Origin of the sequence: Acidovorax sp. A1169 (assembly GCF_030704685.1) — a bacterium.
GTDB lineage: Bacteria > Pseudomonadota > Gammaproteobacteria > Burkholderiales > Burkholderiaceae_C > Acidovorax.
In genome coordinates, this window is record NZ_JAUZDX010000015.1 from 1 (window position 1) to 16810 (window position 16810).

Annotated in this window: 13 protein-coding genes and 1 pseudogene; 7 read left to right on the forward strand and 7 right to left on the reverse strand. The window is 60.3% G+C overall.

Features of this window, described 5'->3' with window-relative positions:
• Positions 1–180 (forward strand): hypothetical protein (locus QYL93_RS21690; protein WP_305745600.1); only part of this gene is annotated, 180 nt, incomplete at its 5' end.
• Positions 181–219: 39 nt separating this feature from the next.
• Here the strand turns inward: QYL93_RS21690 and QYL93_RS21695 are convergent.
• From QYL93_RS21695 to QYL93_RS21710, 4 genes and pseudogenes are all read right to left on the reverse strand, one after another.
• Positions 220–1758, reverse strand: coding sequence for a hypothetical protein (locus QYL93_RS21695; protein WP_305745601.1), 1539 nt, complete (start codon positions 1756–1758; stop codon positions 220–222).
• Positions 1745–2851 carry an ATP-binding protein gene (locus tag QYL93_RS21700; RefSeq protein ID WP_305745602.1) on the reverse strand — a complete coding sequence of 369 codons (1107 nt, stop codon included), beginning with the start codon at positions 2849–2851 and terminating at the stop codon, positions 1745–1747. The genes QYL93_RS21695 and QYL93_RS21700 overlap by 14 nt, the downstream gene beginning before the upstream one ends.
• A gap of 11 nt (positions 2852–2862) precedes the next feature.
• Positions 2863–4542, reverse strand: coding sequence for a hypothetical protein (locus tag QYL93_RS21705; protein WP_305745603.1), 1680 nt, complete (start codon positions 4540–4542; stop codon positions 2863–2865).
• Between the two features lie 1175 nt (positions 4543–5717).
• Positions 5718–5870: pseudogene (locus QYL93_RS21710) on the reverse strand (DNA-binding protein); the annotation flags it as partial.
• Between the two features lie 125 nt (positions 5871–5995).
• Between QYL93_RS21710 and QYL93_RS21715 the strand changes: the two are divergent.
• Entirely contained in the window at positions 5996–7072 is a 1077-nt protein-coding gene (locus QYL93_RS21715; RefSeq protein ID WP_305745604.1) for a site-specific integrase, read from the forward strand.
• Positions 7073–7090: 18 nt separating this feature from the next.
• On the opposite strand, the gene QYL93_RS21720 is transcribed toward QYL93_RS21715, so the two are convergent.
• From QYL93_RS21720 to QYL93_RS21730, 3 genes are read right to left on the reverse strand one after another with little or no spacing between them, the layout of a single operon-like run.
• Complete coding sequence (locus QYL93_RS21720; RefSeq protein WP_305745605.1) at positions 7091–7732, reverse strand: hypothetical protein; 642 nt, start codon at positions 7730–7732, stop codon at positions 7091–7093.
• Between the two features lie 35 nt (positions 7733–7767).
• Positions 7768–8763, reverse strand: coding sequence for an SMI1/KNR4 family protein (locus tag QYL93_RS21725; protein ID WP_305745606.1), 996 nt, complete (start codon positions 8761–8763; stop codon positions 7768–7770).
• The gene (locus QYL93_RS21730) at positions 8760–9671 is read right to left on the reverse strand and encodes a LysR family transcriptional regulator (protein ID WP_305745607.1); all 912 of its coding nucleotides are present in this window, start codon (positions 9669–9671) and stop codon (positions 8760–8762) included. Before QYL93_RS21730 ends, QYL93_RS21725 begins: the two co-directional genes overlap by 4 nt.
• Positions 9672–9780: 109 nt before the next feature.
• On the opposite strand from QYL93_RS21730, the gene QYL93_RS21735 reads away from it, so the two are divergent.
• From QYL93_RS21735 to QYL93_RS21755, 5 genes are read left to right on the forward strand one after another with little or no spacing between them, the layout of a single operon-like run.
• A complete protein-coding gene (locus QYL93_RS21735) occupies positions 9781–11910 on the forward strand; it encodes a 3-hydroxyacyl-CoA dehydrogenase NAD-binding domain-containing protein (RefSeq protein WP_370877018.1) in 2130 nt (709 codons plus the stop codon).
• Between the two features lie 17 nt (positions 11911–11927).
• A complete protein-coding gene (locus tag QYL93_RS21740; RefSeq protein ID WP_305745609.1) occupies positions 11928–13109 on the forward strand; it encodes an acetyl-CoA C-acyltransferase in 1182 nt (393 codons plus the stop codon).
• Positions 13110–13122: 13 nt separating this feature from the next.
• On the forward strand, positions 13123–14331 hold the full coding sequence (locus QYL93_RS21745; protein ID WP_305745610.1) for an acyl-CoA dehydrogenase family protein: 1209 nt from the start codon (positions 13123–13125) through the stop codon (positions 14329–14331).
• Positions 14332–14341: 10 nt separating this feature from the next.
• Positions 14342–15475: an acyl-CoA dehydrogenase family protein gene (locus QYL93_RS21750; RefSeq protein ID WP_305745611.1), complete on the forward strand. Its 1134-nt coding sequence runs from the start codon at positions 14342–14344 to the stop codon at positions 15473–15475.
• A gap of 51 nt (positions 15476–15526) precedes the next feature.
• Positions 15527–16774: a CaiB/BaiF CoA-transferase family protein gene (locus QYL93_RS21755; protein ID WP_305745612.1), complete on the forward strand. Its 1248-nt coding sequence runs from the start codon at positions 15527–15529 to the stop codon at positions 16772–16774.
• Positions 16775–16810 lie beyond the last annotated feature (36 nt).

Genomic DNA, 16810 nt, shown 5'->3' on the forward strand with positions numbered 1-16810 from the left:
ATCGTGTGGCGCAGCGTGCGCGAGAACCAGCGCCAGGCGCTGCTAGAGTCGCGCATGCTGGCGGTGAAGGGCATGTGGCAGCGCAATGGAGCGGTGTGCAACCTGATTGCGGATCGGCTGGTAGACCTCACGCCGTGGCTGGGGCGGTTGGGGCGATTAGAGAGTAGGGATTTTAAGTAGAGGGAATTTACTAATTTTCTATATATAGAATATAGGAGATCAAAGGATGGAGTTCTTGAATTTATTGAAGCTCCACCTCAGATCACGCAGAGTATGCAAATCGTCCCACATTTGCGTATACCACTGATTGTTCATCCCTCTATTGTCAAACTCTCTTCTCTTGAACGATTTTTCTAGGGAATTTCTTTTGCTAAAGCACACCCTCATTTCGTGCATGGCGAATTTAAGCGAATATCTGTACATGCATTCCTTGCCTTGGCGCTCGAACACATACCCATGGATGCACATGCTGAAGCGATGTGCACTTAATAAGAAGTTATTGTCTTTTTTTTGATTTTCAACTTTGTAGTACTCGCGTTCAAGCCAATAAATATGATTTGAATCATTGTTGTGGGTCAGACGATTAACCAATGCTACAGCAAACCAAGTAAAAGATGAAATCAGTGCCTGTGCATATGCATTTGCTTCAAGAAGGTAAGTGCGGCGCATATAGTTGTAGTTGTCGTAAACCGGTTTGCCATACCCTCGTGCAATATTTCGCAACGAAATTATTTTTCCAGAATAGGCGCACCACTGATTTATAAGAGCACAGCACGGGCAATCCGAATGCATGAAGCGTAACACAGGGCTGACTGCATACAGCCTGTTGTCTCGCTCCCAATTGATGGTTAATGGATAGCGATGTTTGCAAATTTCACGCAGGCGGCGGCGGAGATGGCGACCAATCGACTTTGTCACTTTGGATAGATGTTCGAGGTCATCGTTCAAAGAAAGCTCAGACTTTTCAACGTTCAATGGTGGCCTATGAAAATTACTAATTCGGCCCCATTCTTCCACTTTGACAAGACGCTCATCAAACGTTTTCGTGAATTTTCTATCTGGAAGATTAGTTGAAATTTTTAGACCGTCGCAGATAGCTTGATAGTCCACTGGCTGCCAGGGCTCCCCATGCAGTGACCTCGTTTCATAGTACTGCCATGAGTTCAGAATAGAGATATCCCTCTCCACAGAATCGAAAATCTTAGCTCCACGCGATGGGCCTGATGCAATCCTTCCAATCGCTGGCCCTCTTATAAAGGGCTCAAAGCAGGCGGCGCAGCACATAGGCGCCCTGAAGTCTGCTTGATCGAATTTTGGTTTTCCGAGATGATGCCCACAAATAACGCAGCTGGTTCTAAGTTCGCACATATGCAGAGGGCACTTTGCAATGCTGGCAATCTGAAAAATTGGAGAATGGAATGCTTGCCTGAGACAGAGTGGGCAAAAACGAATGAAATCCACCTTCAACATTAGTTCTGAATTTTTTTTGCCAAAACACTGTTCCAATGATCGAGCATGAAAGTGCTGCGCGAATTTCTTTAAAAAGCTAGCATACTGCATCTCTCCACGAAAGCGCTCAGATGCAATTTGATGGCTGTATCTGGGAGCATGCTTATCTCCATGGAGTACTTTCCATAAATCTTCGCCATCCATCGCGTTAAGCGCAAGTAGACGATGGCACGCCATCCAATCACTCTCAAAGCGGGAGACAATGCCCACGCTCCATGTCATCTGCGTATCAAATTCAGGATAGTCCATTGCCGATTAACAAGTCGCTGGTGGCGGCAGCAGAGACCGCATCAAGCCAAATTTTAGGTGAGCCTTTGAACTTTTTCATATCCACGCTCATGGAGTCGATGAGGAATGAATGAATGGCATCGTTTATGAACGCTAGCTTGAAACCCGAAAATTTCAGCATTTTGCTAGTAGGGTTTGTCAAATGCAATAAAGCATCCCAAAGAAAATCTGCTTCACCAACAAGGCGCCATCCATTATCGTAGGCCTGCTTGCAAAAAAACCGAGAATATGTCCACTGTGAGTTTGGTGGGTAAACAAGTTTGTCATCAAATGCTGCAAGATAATTGCGCAGTTGATCAATTGAGTGAAGACCTCCAATTGAACACCCTTTGGCAAAAAATCTCGCGACTACCGCTTTTTGATCTTCTTCATTTGTCAACTGTTTAAGTGAATCAAGCCCTTTTTGCCCAACAAGAACTGTTACCAAAACGAAGCCCTCCTTGGCAAGCTGATTCCAAACCTCCAATAGATACCTCATCTGCATTACCGTAAGCATCTGAGCTTCATCAATAAAAATCACACAAGTCCGACTTCCAGCTTTTACCGCCTCTGTGATTAAGAACCTCGGCAGGCGATCCACTGAATTGGTCTTGCTTGAAGCGAAGGATTTAAAAGACTTTAAAAGGTCATAACAAAATGATGCCTTGGTCTGGCGCAACTGTCTTTCGGCGGTATGATAGAAAACGGCAATCGAAGGCATGTCTTCGAAAAGTCGATCAATAGCATTTAGTATGGCGCGAGTTTTACCCACTCGATGCTCACCCATAAAATAAAGCCCACTTTTTCTAGCAAAGATGTGATCGTAGGCAATACTGTAAAAATCAGAAGACTGTTCAGTCTCAATGTAGTACCTTAATTCCAGCATAGGATGCATTGGAGTAAGAAAAATCCTCGCTTGCAGAGACTCTAGATCTGTCACCGCAAATTTTTGAGCGCGCGCATTCTCTAAGCTATCAACGCTTTCATCTATTAATCGGCCGAATATTTCACCCTCAGTCTTAGCCCTATGTCTCAGTGGTTTTCCTTGCGATTCATTTAATGGTTCAAGCGCCATGATTATCACCTTTAACTATTGCCTGAGGAGAAAAAATCACGACGCCCTTTGGGCTTGACCGATGTATCTTTGACAAGAACACCCGATTTTGCTTCATATTTCAAAGTATCGGATTCCTCATCATTGCTGGAGTGTGCCAACGTGCGTGCCAAAGCATTGGATTCTTGAACAATCTTTGGCGATTTTTTGCCTTTGACGCTTTTGAGCGCTTTACTGGCCAGATACTCTTGGTAGTGAAGAATGGGATCATCAGCTCTATATGCAAAAAGTCCCGCGCTATACAATCGATTAATTTCTTTTCGTGTTTCACGCGTGTGAGGGCGAACTGCCCATCCCCCACTCACGCTCAAGACTCCGAATTCGGTGCCGTCTTCACGAAATGCGCGAACGGTGCGATAGTCACCGCGAATCTGGACGTTGAGCTTTGTACCAATCAGAGCCCAACTTTGCCTCAAAATGTCATTGGTATAGGCCACATTGTCCAGCTGAATATAGGGTGTTCTATGTGTCGAGCGGTCCCCCCTTACAGTCACCCATTCTGACTCAGCGGCCAAGCTCGGATTAGACATGAAACTCTCCTTGTATAGAGGTACTATCTGCAACCTGGAGTTCTTAGCCCAATCTGCAGCAATAAGCTCATTGGGAGTAGCGTTAAAAAGTGCCCTCCTTCTCCGAGCGTTGTGCCGAGAGACCAGTTTTTCCATTACTGCAATCAAATCAGCCATTCGAATTCTGTCTCTAATGGATTTCCCAACCGGATCCCGAACGTTTGGGTCAGTGGGGCCGCTACCTGTAGTCGATGCAATTCTTCTCAGATTCTGTTGAAGCTCTGAGAAAAGCCTTTCTACGACATTTCGCTCAATCCAGCTGTGAACTTTGCCATAGGTAATAATAACTCCGGTTTTCCTTCTTAGTCCGACAACAACTGAATTTGAAATGTGTGTGAGATGGTTGTCAAGACAGAGTATTGCGATGCGACGACCTTTCGCTTCTGGAACTACAGATGCAGGAAGACCTTCACCTTCAAGTGATTTAATACTTTCAAATGCAGGGTGAATTTTCTGCTGCGGAGGGTTTATTGCGCATTCAAACGCCTCCAGTAAATTGGCTGATTTGAATCTTTCTGAAATAGACCAGGAGTAACCTAGCACTGCCTCGCTTTTGTAATCAACTATGGGGCAGAAGTACGCGCGACTTAGAGGTACTTCAACATCAGTTCCGTCGACAACTATGACCATGGTTCCGATAGCTGGAAGCTGGTACTCATCGTACGCCACTTTTGCCAAACAATGTAAAGGCCGGGTCAACGCTACGCTTATGGAGTTTCTTCCTGTGGCCTGATTTGCTGTCTCACCATATTTCAAATTGGCTAGAGCAGGATTTCCATCCTGTATTTTCTTTCGGACGTAAGCCACCAGTGCTTCATACCCATGCCTGCGTGTTTGAAAAGGATAGCGATCTGTTGAGCAACCCTCCTTTCTTAATCTTGATATAAATTCCTGATGTAGCACCGCCACATTGATGCCCGCAGGAGTTGCCTTTGACGACCCGTTACCCTGCAGCTGTGATTCCAACCAAGAGTTGGTTTTCTTGAATTCAGAAAGTAGTTGCTGAAATGATCCTGCATATCCTGCCCCTTCGGTCGTAACTTTCCGATCTTGAGCCGAGGCTTTATAATTCTTACGTCCCATGCCTTTCACTAATGCGCGAAACCCCAGGAGCCTGCCATCCGAATGAAAAGTGGTACACCTATCTAAATGGTAGGCGAGAAGACTTCGCGAGACTTTGTACTCAGCAAATATCTCCGCAGAAGTCTTTCCGCAGCATGCGTCTTCGATCGCATGTTCAAGTCGCGTGTATCGAGAAAGCTCTTCGGGCGAAAAGCCTTCGGTGACCACGGTCGGCCATAAATTAAAGTCCAACAACTCGGGCGCAATCTGTCTACTTGGCATGCAGAGCACCCCGCAATCTGATCTTCGTCGCCGGACTAAGAGGACTGATATCAAGATCGGTCGAAAGCACAGCTTGCTGTACGAGGCGGAAGACCGCGGCGAAAACTACGTCCCACGATTCAAGTCCGAGGGATTGCAGACCACCCAGGGTGGTGGGTCTTGAGCAAGCGAGGCAAAGCTTCTTGCTCAGAAAGTCCCATCGTGCTTCCACTTCAAGGCGAGTCTGGTCAAGTACTGCAGCAACATGGATCCAGTCATGAAAAATTCTGGCCTTCGCTTCCATGCAACTGTCATCGAAAGTATCCCAATCTGCCCCAACGGCATCAGCTGCGACGCGCCTTTGTTCACGCGAGGACCGTGCACTTATTGGCTGCGCAGATTTGGATCGACGGATCTCCAAGAACTGACGTCTTGATCCCCACCTTGCAACTACGGCATCGGGCATCTCTCCGACGTACCCGAGCTCTTCGAGTTGGCGTGTGATAAGCCCAGCGTCGACTTCGTAACTTTTAACGCCCTCATCTGCCTCAAGGAGCACGCCGCAGGCGAACTCAAGCTCAGTGCTGAAAAGAATGTCTTTGCTGTTCTTGGAGCTGTAGAAGTACGTGATGGACCCAACGGACTTGCCCCGCTCTCTAAGAGCGGACCTGAGGGCCCGGCTCGGCCGGAAAGGTGCGCGACTTTTGATCGCGTTGGCTTGACTTGCGTCCATCGAGAACAACGGCTGAAACCGTCCTTTTCCCATGAAGCTGCAGTGATACACCTACCCTGCGTTCGCCGCAAGCCCCCCACGGCTTGTACAACCATTTACCTCACAAAAAATCCAGGTAATTCATTTGACAGGAACATGTGATGCCCGTGAACTCACTGGGAGAGACGAGCAAACCGGTGACAAAGAATTACCTCACCCGCCTCATGGGCCCCACCGTATTCGGCGAGCCGCGGCCCAGTTGCAGGCGCACCCGCTCGATGGTCGGGCGCTCCCCCAGGGCGAGAACTGCGTCCGCAGCGGCCCACACCTCATCCATCTGAACGCCGCGCGGACCCCTCACACTTTTCGCTTGCATCGCCCCACTCCACTTCCTGAAATTACCCACGATAATAGAAGCTTATCGTGGGTAAATTGCTAAATTAATAGTAAACAATACATCATATGTGCGATAAATGCAAAATTTAGCCTGAAGGGACACCCATGCGATTGCCAGCCCTCAAAACGCATGCCGCGCTGGAGCCCGGCGTGCTCTCGGATATGACGGCGCTTGCGGTCGATCAGCTGATGCGCGAAGGCGAGTCTGCCAACACCCTGGCCAGCTACCGATCGGCCCTGCGCTACTGGGCTGCTTGGTTCAACGTGCGCTATGGCCTGCCAATCACGCTTCCACTGCCGCCGAGCGCCGTGCTTCAGTTCATCGTCGACCATGCCCAAAGGACGACTGCCGAGGGGCTGGCCCACGAGCTGCCGCAGGCCATCGATGCGGTGCTTGTCGAAGCGGGCTTCAAGGGCAAGTTGGGGCCGATGGCGCTCAGCACCCTGGTGCACCGCGTGTCGGTGCTGTCCAAGGCCCACCAGGTGCGGGACATGAAGAACCCCTGCCAGGATGCCCAGGTGCGTGAGCTGCTGTCGAAGACGCGCCGTGCCTACGCTAAGCGGGGAGCCTTGCCCCAGAAAAAGAATGCACTGACCAAGGATCCGCTGATGGCGATCCTGGCGACCTGCGATGCCGCCACCCTCAAAGGGCTGCGCGATCGCGCCCTGCTGCTGTTTGCCTTCGCCAGCGGCGGTCGGCGGCGCTCGGAGGTCGCGTCGGCGCAAATCAGGCACCTGCGGCAAAGCGGTTCTGCCTCGTTCATCTACACCCTCGCCCACTCCAAGACCAACCAGACCGGTTCAGACCGGCCGGAGAACCACAAACCCATCCAGGGGATGGCGGGCGAGGCTTTGCAGGCATGGTTGGCGGCCACGGGCATCACCGAAGGGGCCATTTTCAGGCGGGTGCGAAAAGGCGGCATGCTCGGTGAGGCGCTGTCGGCCGCCGCCGTGCGGGACATCGTTCAGGAGCGTGCCCGGGCGGCCGGGCTGCCCGATGGGTTTTCAGCACACTCGCTTCGCTCCGGCTTCGTGACCGAGGCCGCCACCCAGAAAGTCCCCATGGCCGACACGATGGCCATGACGGGCCATCGCAGCGTGGCAAGCCTGCTGGGGTATTTCCGGGTCTCGGACGCCAGCCAGGCTGCTCGGCTGCTGGAAGAAGAAGACCCCCAGGGTTGATGGGGGCGACGACCAGCGCTACGGAAGATCCTGCGCGCGTGCGCCCAGGCGCAAGCTGGAACAGAATGCCGAAAATTCGCCGGCCGCGTCGATGGGCGGGTCTTGCAATTGCACGAAGAGATCGGGTGCGAGCGGCACCAGCGTGACATCGGCGCCACCCGAGCCGGCATAGATTTCGGTGTAGTTCTTGGTGCGTGTTCGCCCCCAGAACATGCGCACGACGGTTTCGCCCTTCCATGCAGGCTTGCCGCAAAAGTCGGCGGCTGTCGCGGGCTGGTCGCCGGCCTGTGCATTCGGCACCATCCAGCGGCCATCCTCTGCAAGCGTGAACGAGTCCAGCAGCGCAGTGCCCCCAGACCTTGTACGCGCCACCTGAACGCTGGGCGGCGCAGGGCCGGTATCGACCATCCAGTCGCACACCTTGTAGGGTGGCTGGCCGCCCTCCTCCCTGCCCTTGCATTCGCCGCGCGGCGCAGGCTCGGGCCGGATCTTGACGATGTAGAACGCACAAGCGCGGCCATCGCGCCCATCTGCGGAGCGCTTGGGCCGCGTGATCCTGTAGCCGGTCGGCAGATCAAATTCAAGCCCGCAGGCCGCGACGTGGACGGTAGCAACTGGCTCGGCCTGGGCGCAAGAATGGACGGAGACGCTGGCCAGCATTGCGGCGAATGCCCGGGTGGTGCGCGTGGGGCCTATCATGCGGTCTCCTGGCGGGCATCGACGAGTTGCCGCAGCAGCGCAGCCCGGAAATCTGCACTGAAGTGCCACTGCCCCTCGGTCTGCACCAGCTCGCCGGTGCCCACGCGCGCCTGGAACCAGTCCTCCACGAAGCCCGGTGCCCAGCCACCGGTACCTAAATGCGCGCCGCCCACCATCGCGATGACGCCTGGGTAGGACTGCAGGAACCCCTCCATCGACCGCACCGGCCGGCTGTGGCTGAGCAGCAGAAACTGCGCTGCGTACAACAGGTGCGAGTTCGCGTCCGCATGCAGTGCGAAATAGCCTTTGTCCTGCACGATGGCCTCGGCCAGGCGGCGGATGGCCACGGGCATGCGCGGATCGGGCCACTGCTCGCACAGCCTGTGCAGCCGCGTGATGAAAGGGGCGTTGCGCACGTGCTCCAGCGCGTCCTTCTTCACGTCCTCGGGGTCTTCCTCGTACTTGGACTCATGCACGAGGCTGCGCACGAAGGTGTCGAAATCCGGTGCGAGCGGCGTGATGCGGTAGTCGCTTTCCTGGTCGACATGCACCACTGCGGGCTCGCCGGACGGCCCACAGGCACGGTAGTCGAGGGCGATCATGTCGTGGCCCGCAGAGGGGCAGTCGCCGAAGTAGACGCCGATGTCCGGGTAGTCCCACTCTTCGATCTTGAAACGGCTGCCCAGGCTGCCGCACAGGCTCCACTGCCGTGCGAAGCCAATGCCCTTGAAGGCGCTGATCGCCACATGGTCTTCAGCCCAGGAGGTCGGCGTTGGGGTGGGAAAGCAGCCCCGGACGGGAATGCCGCCGTTTTGCGACTGCATGAGCGCGATGTAGCTGGCCGGGAGCCTATAGCCCAACTCCGCCTCGACGGCGGCGATGGTCTCTGGCGTGGGCGGTGGCTCCACATACTCCCTGCGCGCGTAGTCGCTGTCTTCCCAGAAGCCGGGCAGGTCGAAGCCCGAAAACGGCGTTGCCCTGGTGGTATTCATGCGCCCTCCCCCTCTTCCCCTTGCGCGGCACGCGCCTTGTCGAGCAAAAATTCGATGCACAGGCGCACGGCGCGTGTCTGGTGGCGGTTGGGCATGTACAAGAGGTGCATGCGGGTGCCGAAGATGCTCAGGCGGTAATCGTCCAGCGTGCTTAGCACCTCGCCAGATTCGATGGCGTCCTTCACCACGTAGTCGGGCACCAGGCCCACGCCCAGGCCCGCGAGAATGCCCTGGCGCAGAAACGGAAAATGCTCCGAGATCAGCGTGGGCTCCAGCAACAGCTCCTGCCGCTCTTCGCCTTGGTAGGCACTCAGGCGCAACTGGCGCCCTGTCACGCCAGCGGTGATCAGCGGCGCGCTGCGCAGCTCCAGCAGCGTCTGCGGCAGGCCGTGCTCCTGTGCAAAGGCGCGCGAGGCGCAGGCGATGTAGCGCACCGTGCCCAGGCTGCGCGCTACCAGGGACAGCGGCGGCTCCTGGATCACGCGGATGGCGATGTCCACCTCGTCGCGCAGGTTGTCGGCGCGGTTCTCGAACAGCACGTCGAGCACGATGCCCGGGTACAGGCGCTTGAACTCGATCAGCCAATCGCTCATCACGATCTGCCCGTAGCCACTGGGCACGCTGATGCCCACCCGCCCCTGCAGCCCCTGCCCCAGGGTGGCGATGGTTTCGCGCGCGGCCAGCATCTCGTTCTGGATGCTGCGGCCGTGCTCGTAAAGGCGCATCCCCACCTCGGTGGGCTCGACCCGGCGTGTGGTGCGCCGCACCAGCTGCACCCCCACCGATTTTTCGAGCTGGGTCAGGTGGTAGCTCACATTGGCGCGGGACACCTTGAGCTTGCGCGCGGCCTGGCTCAGGTTGCCGCTGTCGATGATTTCGACCAGCAAGGCCAAAGAATGGGAGTCCATCGGTCGATTGTTTCAAAAATTTTGACAGTCTGTCAATTCAAGCTGGGATTGTTATAAATCATTGTCACCGCAAGAATCCCGGTTTGCTATTCAAGCCCCCAATGGAGACATGCGCGTGACCCTTCAATTTCCGGCTTCCGTCGTTCGTTCAAGCTTGCATGACGGCGTGCAGCGCGTCAGCATCTACAACCCGCCCGTCAATGCCCTGGGCGCTGCGGTTCGCCAGGGGCTGCTGGCGGCGATCGCCCAGGCCGAGGCCGATGCAGAGGTCAAGGCGGTGCTGATCGTGGGGGATGGCCGGGCCTTCATCGCCGGGGCCGACATCCGCGAGTTCGGCAAACCGCCCGTGCCACCGGCGCTGCCCGAGGTCTGCCAGGCCATCGAGGCCTGCAGCAAGCCGGTGGTGGCAGCCATCCACGGCGCGGCGCTGGGCGGGGGCCTGGAAGTGGCCCTGTCGGCACACTACCGTCTGGCGCTGCCCAGCGCCGAACTGGGCCTGCCCGAAGTGTTGCTGGGGCTGCTGCCCGGATCCGGCGGCACGCAACGCGCGCCGCGCCTCATGGGCGTGAAGGCCGCAACCGAACTCATGCTCAACGGCAAGCACCTGGGTGCCCAGGCGGCCCTGGCGGCAGGCCTGGTGGATGTGGTGGCTGAGGGCGACGATCCCGTTGCCGCCGGGCTGGCCTACGTGCGCGAACTGCTGGCGCGCCAGGCGCCGGTGCGCCCCACCAGCGCCCAGGCAGGGCGCCTGGCCGACAAGGCCGCCGCTCAGGCCGAACTCGATGCCCTCCGGGCCGAGACGGCCAAGGCCGCGCGCGGCCTGTTCTCGCCCATGAAGATCATCGACTGCGTGCAGGCCGCGCTGGACATGCCTTTTGACCAAGGCATGCAGTTCGAGCGCGCCCAGTTCCTCGCCTGCCTGGAAAGCCCGCAGCGCGCCGGCTTGATCCACGCCTTCTTTGCCGAGCGCGAAGTCGCCAAGGTGCCCGAGGCCAAGGCCGCCGCGCCGCGCCCCATCACCTCCATTGCCGTGATCGGCGGCGGCACCATGGGCGCCGGCATCACGGTATCGGCGCTGGACGCGGGCCTGCCCGTGACCATGATCGAGCGCGACGCGGAATCGATCGCGCGCGGCCGAGCCCATGTGGAAAAGGTCTACGACGCCCTGGTCGCCAAGGGCCACATGGCCCCCGAGGCCAAGGCCGCCACCATGGCGCGCTACACCGGCAGCACCCGCTACGAGGACATCGCAGGCGCCGACCTGGTGATCGAAGCGGTATTCGAGGACATCGAGGTCAAGAAGGCCGTGTTCCGCGAGCTCGACCGTGTGTGCAAGAGCGGCGCCGTGCTGGCCACCAACACCTCCTACCTGGACATCGACGCCATCGCGGCGGCCACCGCGCGCCCGCAGGACGTGATCGGCCTTCACTTCTTCAGCCCCGCCAACATCATGAAGCTGCTGGAGATCGTGGTGCCGGCCCAGGTCAGCGCCGACGTGGTGGCCACCGCCTTCGAACTGGCCAAACGGCTCAAGAAGGTGCCAGTACGTGCCGGCGTGTGCGACGGCTTCATCGGCAACCGCATCCTGGCCGTGTACAAGCAGGCGGCCGACTACCTCATGGAAGACGGTGCCAGCCCGTACGAGATTGATGCCGCCGTGCGCGCCTTCGGCTACCCCATGGGCCCCTTCCAGGTGACCGACCTGGCCGGTGGTGACATCGGCTGGGCCACGCGCAAGCGCCGCGCCGCCACGCGCGACCAGAAGGCACGCTACGTGGAGATTGCCGACCGTATCTGCGAGCGCGGCTGGTTCGGCCAGAAGACCGGCCGGGGCTTTTATCTCTACCCCGAGGGCGCCCGCGTGGGCCAGCCAGATCCTGAGGTGCAGGCCATCGTCGATGCCGAGCGCGCCAAAAAAGGCGTGGTGCCGCGCCCGTTCAGCGCCGACGAGATCATGCGCCGCTACATGGCCGCCATGGTCAACGAAGGCGCCAAGGTGGTGGCCGAGGGCATCGCCCTGCGCCCGCTGGATGTGGACGTGACCTTCCTGTCTGGCTACGGCTTTCCGCGCTTTCGCGGCGGCCCCATGAAGTGGGCGGACATGCAGGGCCTGCCCCAGGTGCTGGCCGACATCCGCGAGTTCGCCCAGGACGACCCGCTGTTCTGGAAGCCCGCCGCCCTGCTCGAACAGCTCGTGGCCGAGGGCCGCAATTTCGACAGTCTGAACCAACCCGCTTGAACCAGGAGACAACCACCATGCGCGAAGCCGTCATCGTTTCCACCGCCCGCACCCCGCTGGCCAAGTCGCACCGCGGCGAATTCAATGCCACGCCGGCCGCCCAGCTGGCCGCGTTCTCCGTCACGGCGGCCGTCGAGCGCGCGGGTGTGGACCCCGCCATGTTCGAGGACTTCATCCTGGGCTGCGGCAACCCCGACGGCTTCCAGGGCCGCAACCTGGGCCGCCAGACCGTGCTGCGCGCCGGGCTGCCCCTGTCGGTGGCGGGCACCACGGTCACGCGCTTTTGCGCCTCGGGCCTGCAGTCCATCGCCATTGCAGCCGGCCGCATCGTGGCTGAAGGCGTGCCGGCCATGATTGCCGGCGGTGTGGAAACCATCTCGGGCATGCGCCCGGGCAACAACCTGCCCAGCGACATGGACCCCTGGCTGGTGGAGCACAAGCCTGCGCTGTACATGGCCATGATCGACACCGCCGACGTCGTGGCCCAGCGCTACGGCATCTCGCGCGAGGACCAGGACGCCTTCTCGCTGCAAAGCCAGCAGCGCACGGCGGCCGCGCAGGCGGCTGGCCTGTTCGACGATGAAATCATCCCGTGCGCCACGCGCATGGCCGAAAAGAACAAGGACACGGGCGAAGTCACCTACCGCGAGGTGGTGGCCACGCGCGACACCTGCAATCGCCCGGGCACCACCCTCGAAGGCCTGCTGGCACTCGAACCCGTCAAGGGCCCCGGCCAGTTCGTCACGGCCGGCAATGCCTCGCAGCTGTCTGACGGTTCGTCGGCCTGTGTGCTGATGGAGGCCAAGGAAGCGGAGCGTTTGGGCCTGCAGCCACTGGGCGCGTTTCGCGGCATGGCCGTGGCCGGGTGCGAACCCGATGAAATGGGCATCGGCCCGGTGTTCGCGGTGCCCAAGCTGTTGGCGCGCCACGGTCTTTCGGTCGAAGACATCGGTCTGTGGGAGCTCAACGAGGCCTTCGCATCGCAGGCCCTTTACTGCCAGCGCCGTCTGGGCATCCCCATGGAGCGGCTGAACGTCAACGGCGGCGCCATCTCCATCGGCCACCCTTTCGGCATGACGGGCGCGCGCCTGGCCGGCCACATCCTGCTCGAAGGCCGGCGCCGCAAGGCCAAATGGGGCGTGGTAACCATGTGCATCGCCGGTGGCATGGGCGCGGCAGGCCTGTTTGAAATATTCTGAAGCAAGGCACGACATGGATCTCCAATTCACCCCTGAAGAGCAGGCCTTCCGCGCAGAAGTGCAGGCCTTTCTGAAAGACCAACTGCCTGCCGCCCTGGCGCACAAGGTCAAGGCCGGGCAGCGCCTGACCAAGGCCGACCAGGAGGAATGGCACGCTATCCTCAACGCGCGCGGCTGGCTGGCCAACCACTGGCCCGCGCAGTACGGCGGCCCCGGCTGGGGCGCGGTGCAGAAGTTCATCTTCGACACCGAGTGCGCCGTCGAGGGCGGGCCGCGCATCGTGCCGTTCGGGCTCAACATGCTGGGCCCGGTGCTGATCAAATACGGCAACGAGGCGCAAAAGCAGTACTGGCTGCCGCGCATCCTGAGCGGTGCCGACTGGTGGTGCCAGGGCTATTCCGAACCGGGCGCGGGCTCGGACCTGGCCTCGGTGAAGACCACGGCCGTGCGCGGATCGGATGGAGAGGGCGAGCACTACATCGTCAATGGCCAGAAGACCTGGACCACCCAGGGCCAGCACGCCAACATGATCTTCTGCCTGGTGCGCACCGACCGCGAGGCCAAGGCCCAGGCGGCGATCAGCTTTCTGCTGGTGGACATGGACACACCGGGCGTGGAGGTGCGCCCCATCCGCACGCTCGATGGCGACAGCGAGGTCAACGAGGTGTTCTTCACCGACGTGCGCGTGCCGGCCGAGAACCTGGTGGGCGAAGAGAACAAGGGCTGGACCTACGCCAAGTACCTGCTGACCTATGAGCGCACCGGCATCGCCGGCGTGGGCTTCTCGGTGGCCGCGCTCGAAAAGCTCAAGGTCATCGCCGCCAAGGTGCAGCGCAATGGCCGCCCGCTGGCCCAGGACCCGCAGTTCGCGGCGCGCATGGCCCAGGTCGAGATCGACCTGGAGAACATGAAGACCACCAACCTGCGCGTGATCGCCGCCGTGGCCGGTGGCGGCGTGCCCGGGGCCGAGAGCTCCATGCTCAAGATCCGTGGCACCGAGATCCGCCAGGAAATCCTGTCGCTGATCCGCCGCGCCATGGGCCCCCATGCCCTGCCCTACATCGAGGAGGCGCAGTACCAGGATGTGGCCGACGCATCCGCAGGCCCCGCCGAGGCGGCCACGGTGGCGGCGAACTACTTCAACTACCGCAAGCTGTCGATCTTCGGCGGCTCCAATGAAATCCAGAAGAACATCATCTCCAAGATGATCCTGGGCCTGTGAGGCTGATGCGATGAACTTTGAACACACCGAAGACCGCCGCATGCTGGCGGACACGCTGGACCGCTTCGTGGCCGGGCAGTGCCCCATGGAGACCCGCAACGCCATTGCCTATGGCAGCACCGGCATGTCGCCGGCCCTCTGGGGCCAGTTTGCCGAGCTGGGCGCCATCGGCGCGCTCTTCCCCGAGGCCGATGGGGGCTTTGGCGGTGCCGGCTTCGATATCGCCGTGGTCTTCGAGGCCCTGGGCCGTGGCCTGGTGGTGGAGCCCTTTCTCGGGGCCCTAATGGTCGGGCGCGCCCTGGCGACGGCTGGCACGCCCGCGCAGAAGGAGCGCATCGCCAGCCTGATCGACGGCAGCACCGTGGCCGCGCTGGCGCATGACGAACCGGGCAGCCACTACGAGCTGGCGCGCGTGGCCACGCAGGCGGTGCGCAACGACAAGGGTTGGGCACTTTCGGGCGCCAAGGCCGTGGTGCTGCAGGGTGGAGAGGCGCAACTGCTGCTGGTATCGGCCCGCACCGCAGGCGCGGTGGACAGCGAGGACGGCATTTCGCTGTTCCTCGTGTCCGCCGATGTGCCGGGCGTGGTGCGCCGCAGCTACGGCCGCATCGACGGCGGGGGCGCCGCAGACTTCAGCTTCGACCAGGTGCAACTGGGTTCCGACGCGCTGCTGGGCGCCGAAGGCCAGGGCTTTGCCACGCTGGAGCTGGCCGTGGGCTGGGGCGTGCTTGCACTGTGCGCCGAAGCGCTGGGCGCGATGGAAGTGGCCAAGAAGGACACGCTTGAATACCTGCAGACGCGCAAACAGTTCGGCGTGCCGATCGGCAGCTTCCAGGCGCTGCAGCACCGCATGGCCGACCTGCTGCTGGAGGTGGAACAGGCGCGCTCGGCCGTCATCAACGCCGCTGCGGCCATGGACGGCGAGCGCGTGGTGCGCGAGCGCGCGCTGTCGGCCGCCAAGTTCACCATCGGCCGCATCGGCACCCTGGTGTCTGAAGAGAGCATCCAGATGCATGGCGGCATCGGCATGACCTGGGAGCTGCCGCTGTCGCACTATGCCAAGCGGCTCGTGATGATCGACCATCAGCTCGGCGACGAAGACCACCACCTGGCGCGATACATGGCGCTGGGCCAGCACAGCTGACGTCGTTTTATCAGGCCTGAATTTTCCGGGACACCAAAAGGAGACTGAACCATGACCAACCAACAACCGTCCCAGGAAATCGACCTGCCCCTCGAAGGGGTGCGCGTGCTGGACCTGTCGCGCGTGTTCGCCGGGCCGCTGTGCGGCCAGGTGCTGGCCGACTTCGGCGCCGAGGTCATCAAGGTCGAGCACCCGGGCCGCGGCGACGACACGCGCGACTGGGGCATGCGCATCGGCAAGACCGAGACCACCTACTACAACAGCATGAACCGCAACAAGCGGTCTATCACGCTGGACCTGCAAAGCCCCGAGGGCCTGCAGATCATCCACGACCTGCTGCCGCAGTGCGACGTGGTGATCCACAACTTCAAGACCGGCGGCGCCGAGAAGCTGGGCCTGGGCTACGAGCAGCTCAAGGCCATCCGCCCCGACCTCATTTACTGCGCCGTGGCCGGCTACGACGCGAGCGGCCCCGAGGCCAAACGCCCCGGCTACGACCTGGTGATCCAGGGCGAGGCCGGCCTCATGGCGCTCAACGGCGAAGCCGAGCAGCCGCCCCTGAAGTTCGGCGTGGCGGTGGTGGACCTGGTGACCGGCATGCATGCGGCCCAGGCCGTGCTGGCGGCCCTGTTCCGCCGCGAGCGCACAGGCAAGGGTCGGCTCATCGAGATGGCGCTGTACGACTGCGGCATCATGGTCACGGGCTACTACGGGCTCGATGCGCTGCAGCTGGGCCGGGACCCCGCGCGCTACGGCAATGCCCACCCGTCCATCGTGCCCTACGGCATGTTCGAGGCGGCGGACGGCCCGCTGATCATCGCGGTGGGCAACAACGCGCAGTTCGACAAGTTCTGCCGCCAGGTCATCGGGCGGCCGGACATCGTCGAGGACCCGCGCTTTGCGACCAACGTGGAGCGCGCCAGGAACCGGCCGGCACTGGTGCCGCTGCTCAACGCCATGATCCGCTCGCTCCAGCGCGACGTGCTGATCGAGCGCATGACGGCGGCCGGCATCCCCTGCGGCAGGGTCGCAGGCCTGCACGAGGCCCTGACCAGCGAGCGCACGCGCGCGAGCGGCCTGGTGCAGGACATGCCCCACCCCGTGACCGGCACCACGCCGGTGTTCGCACCGCCCTACCGCCTGGACGGGCAGCGCCTGCCCGTGCGCAACGCCCCGCCCACGCTGGGCGAAGGCACGCGCGAGGTGCTGCATCGGCTGCTTTCCCTGAACGACGAGCAATTGCAGCAGTTGCAGCAGCGCGGCGTGCTGACCTTGCCCGAGGCTCCGCCGACAGCCTGAACCTTTGCCTACTGAAATCACAGACCCCGGAGACGA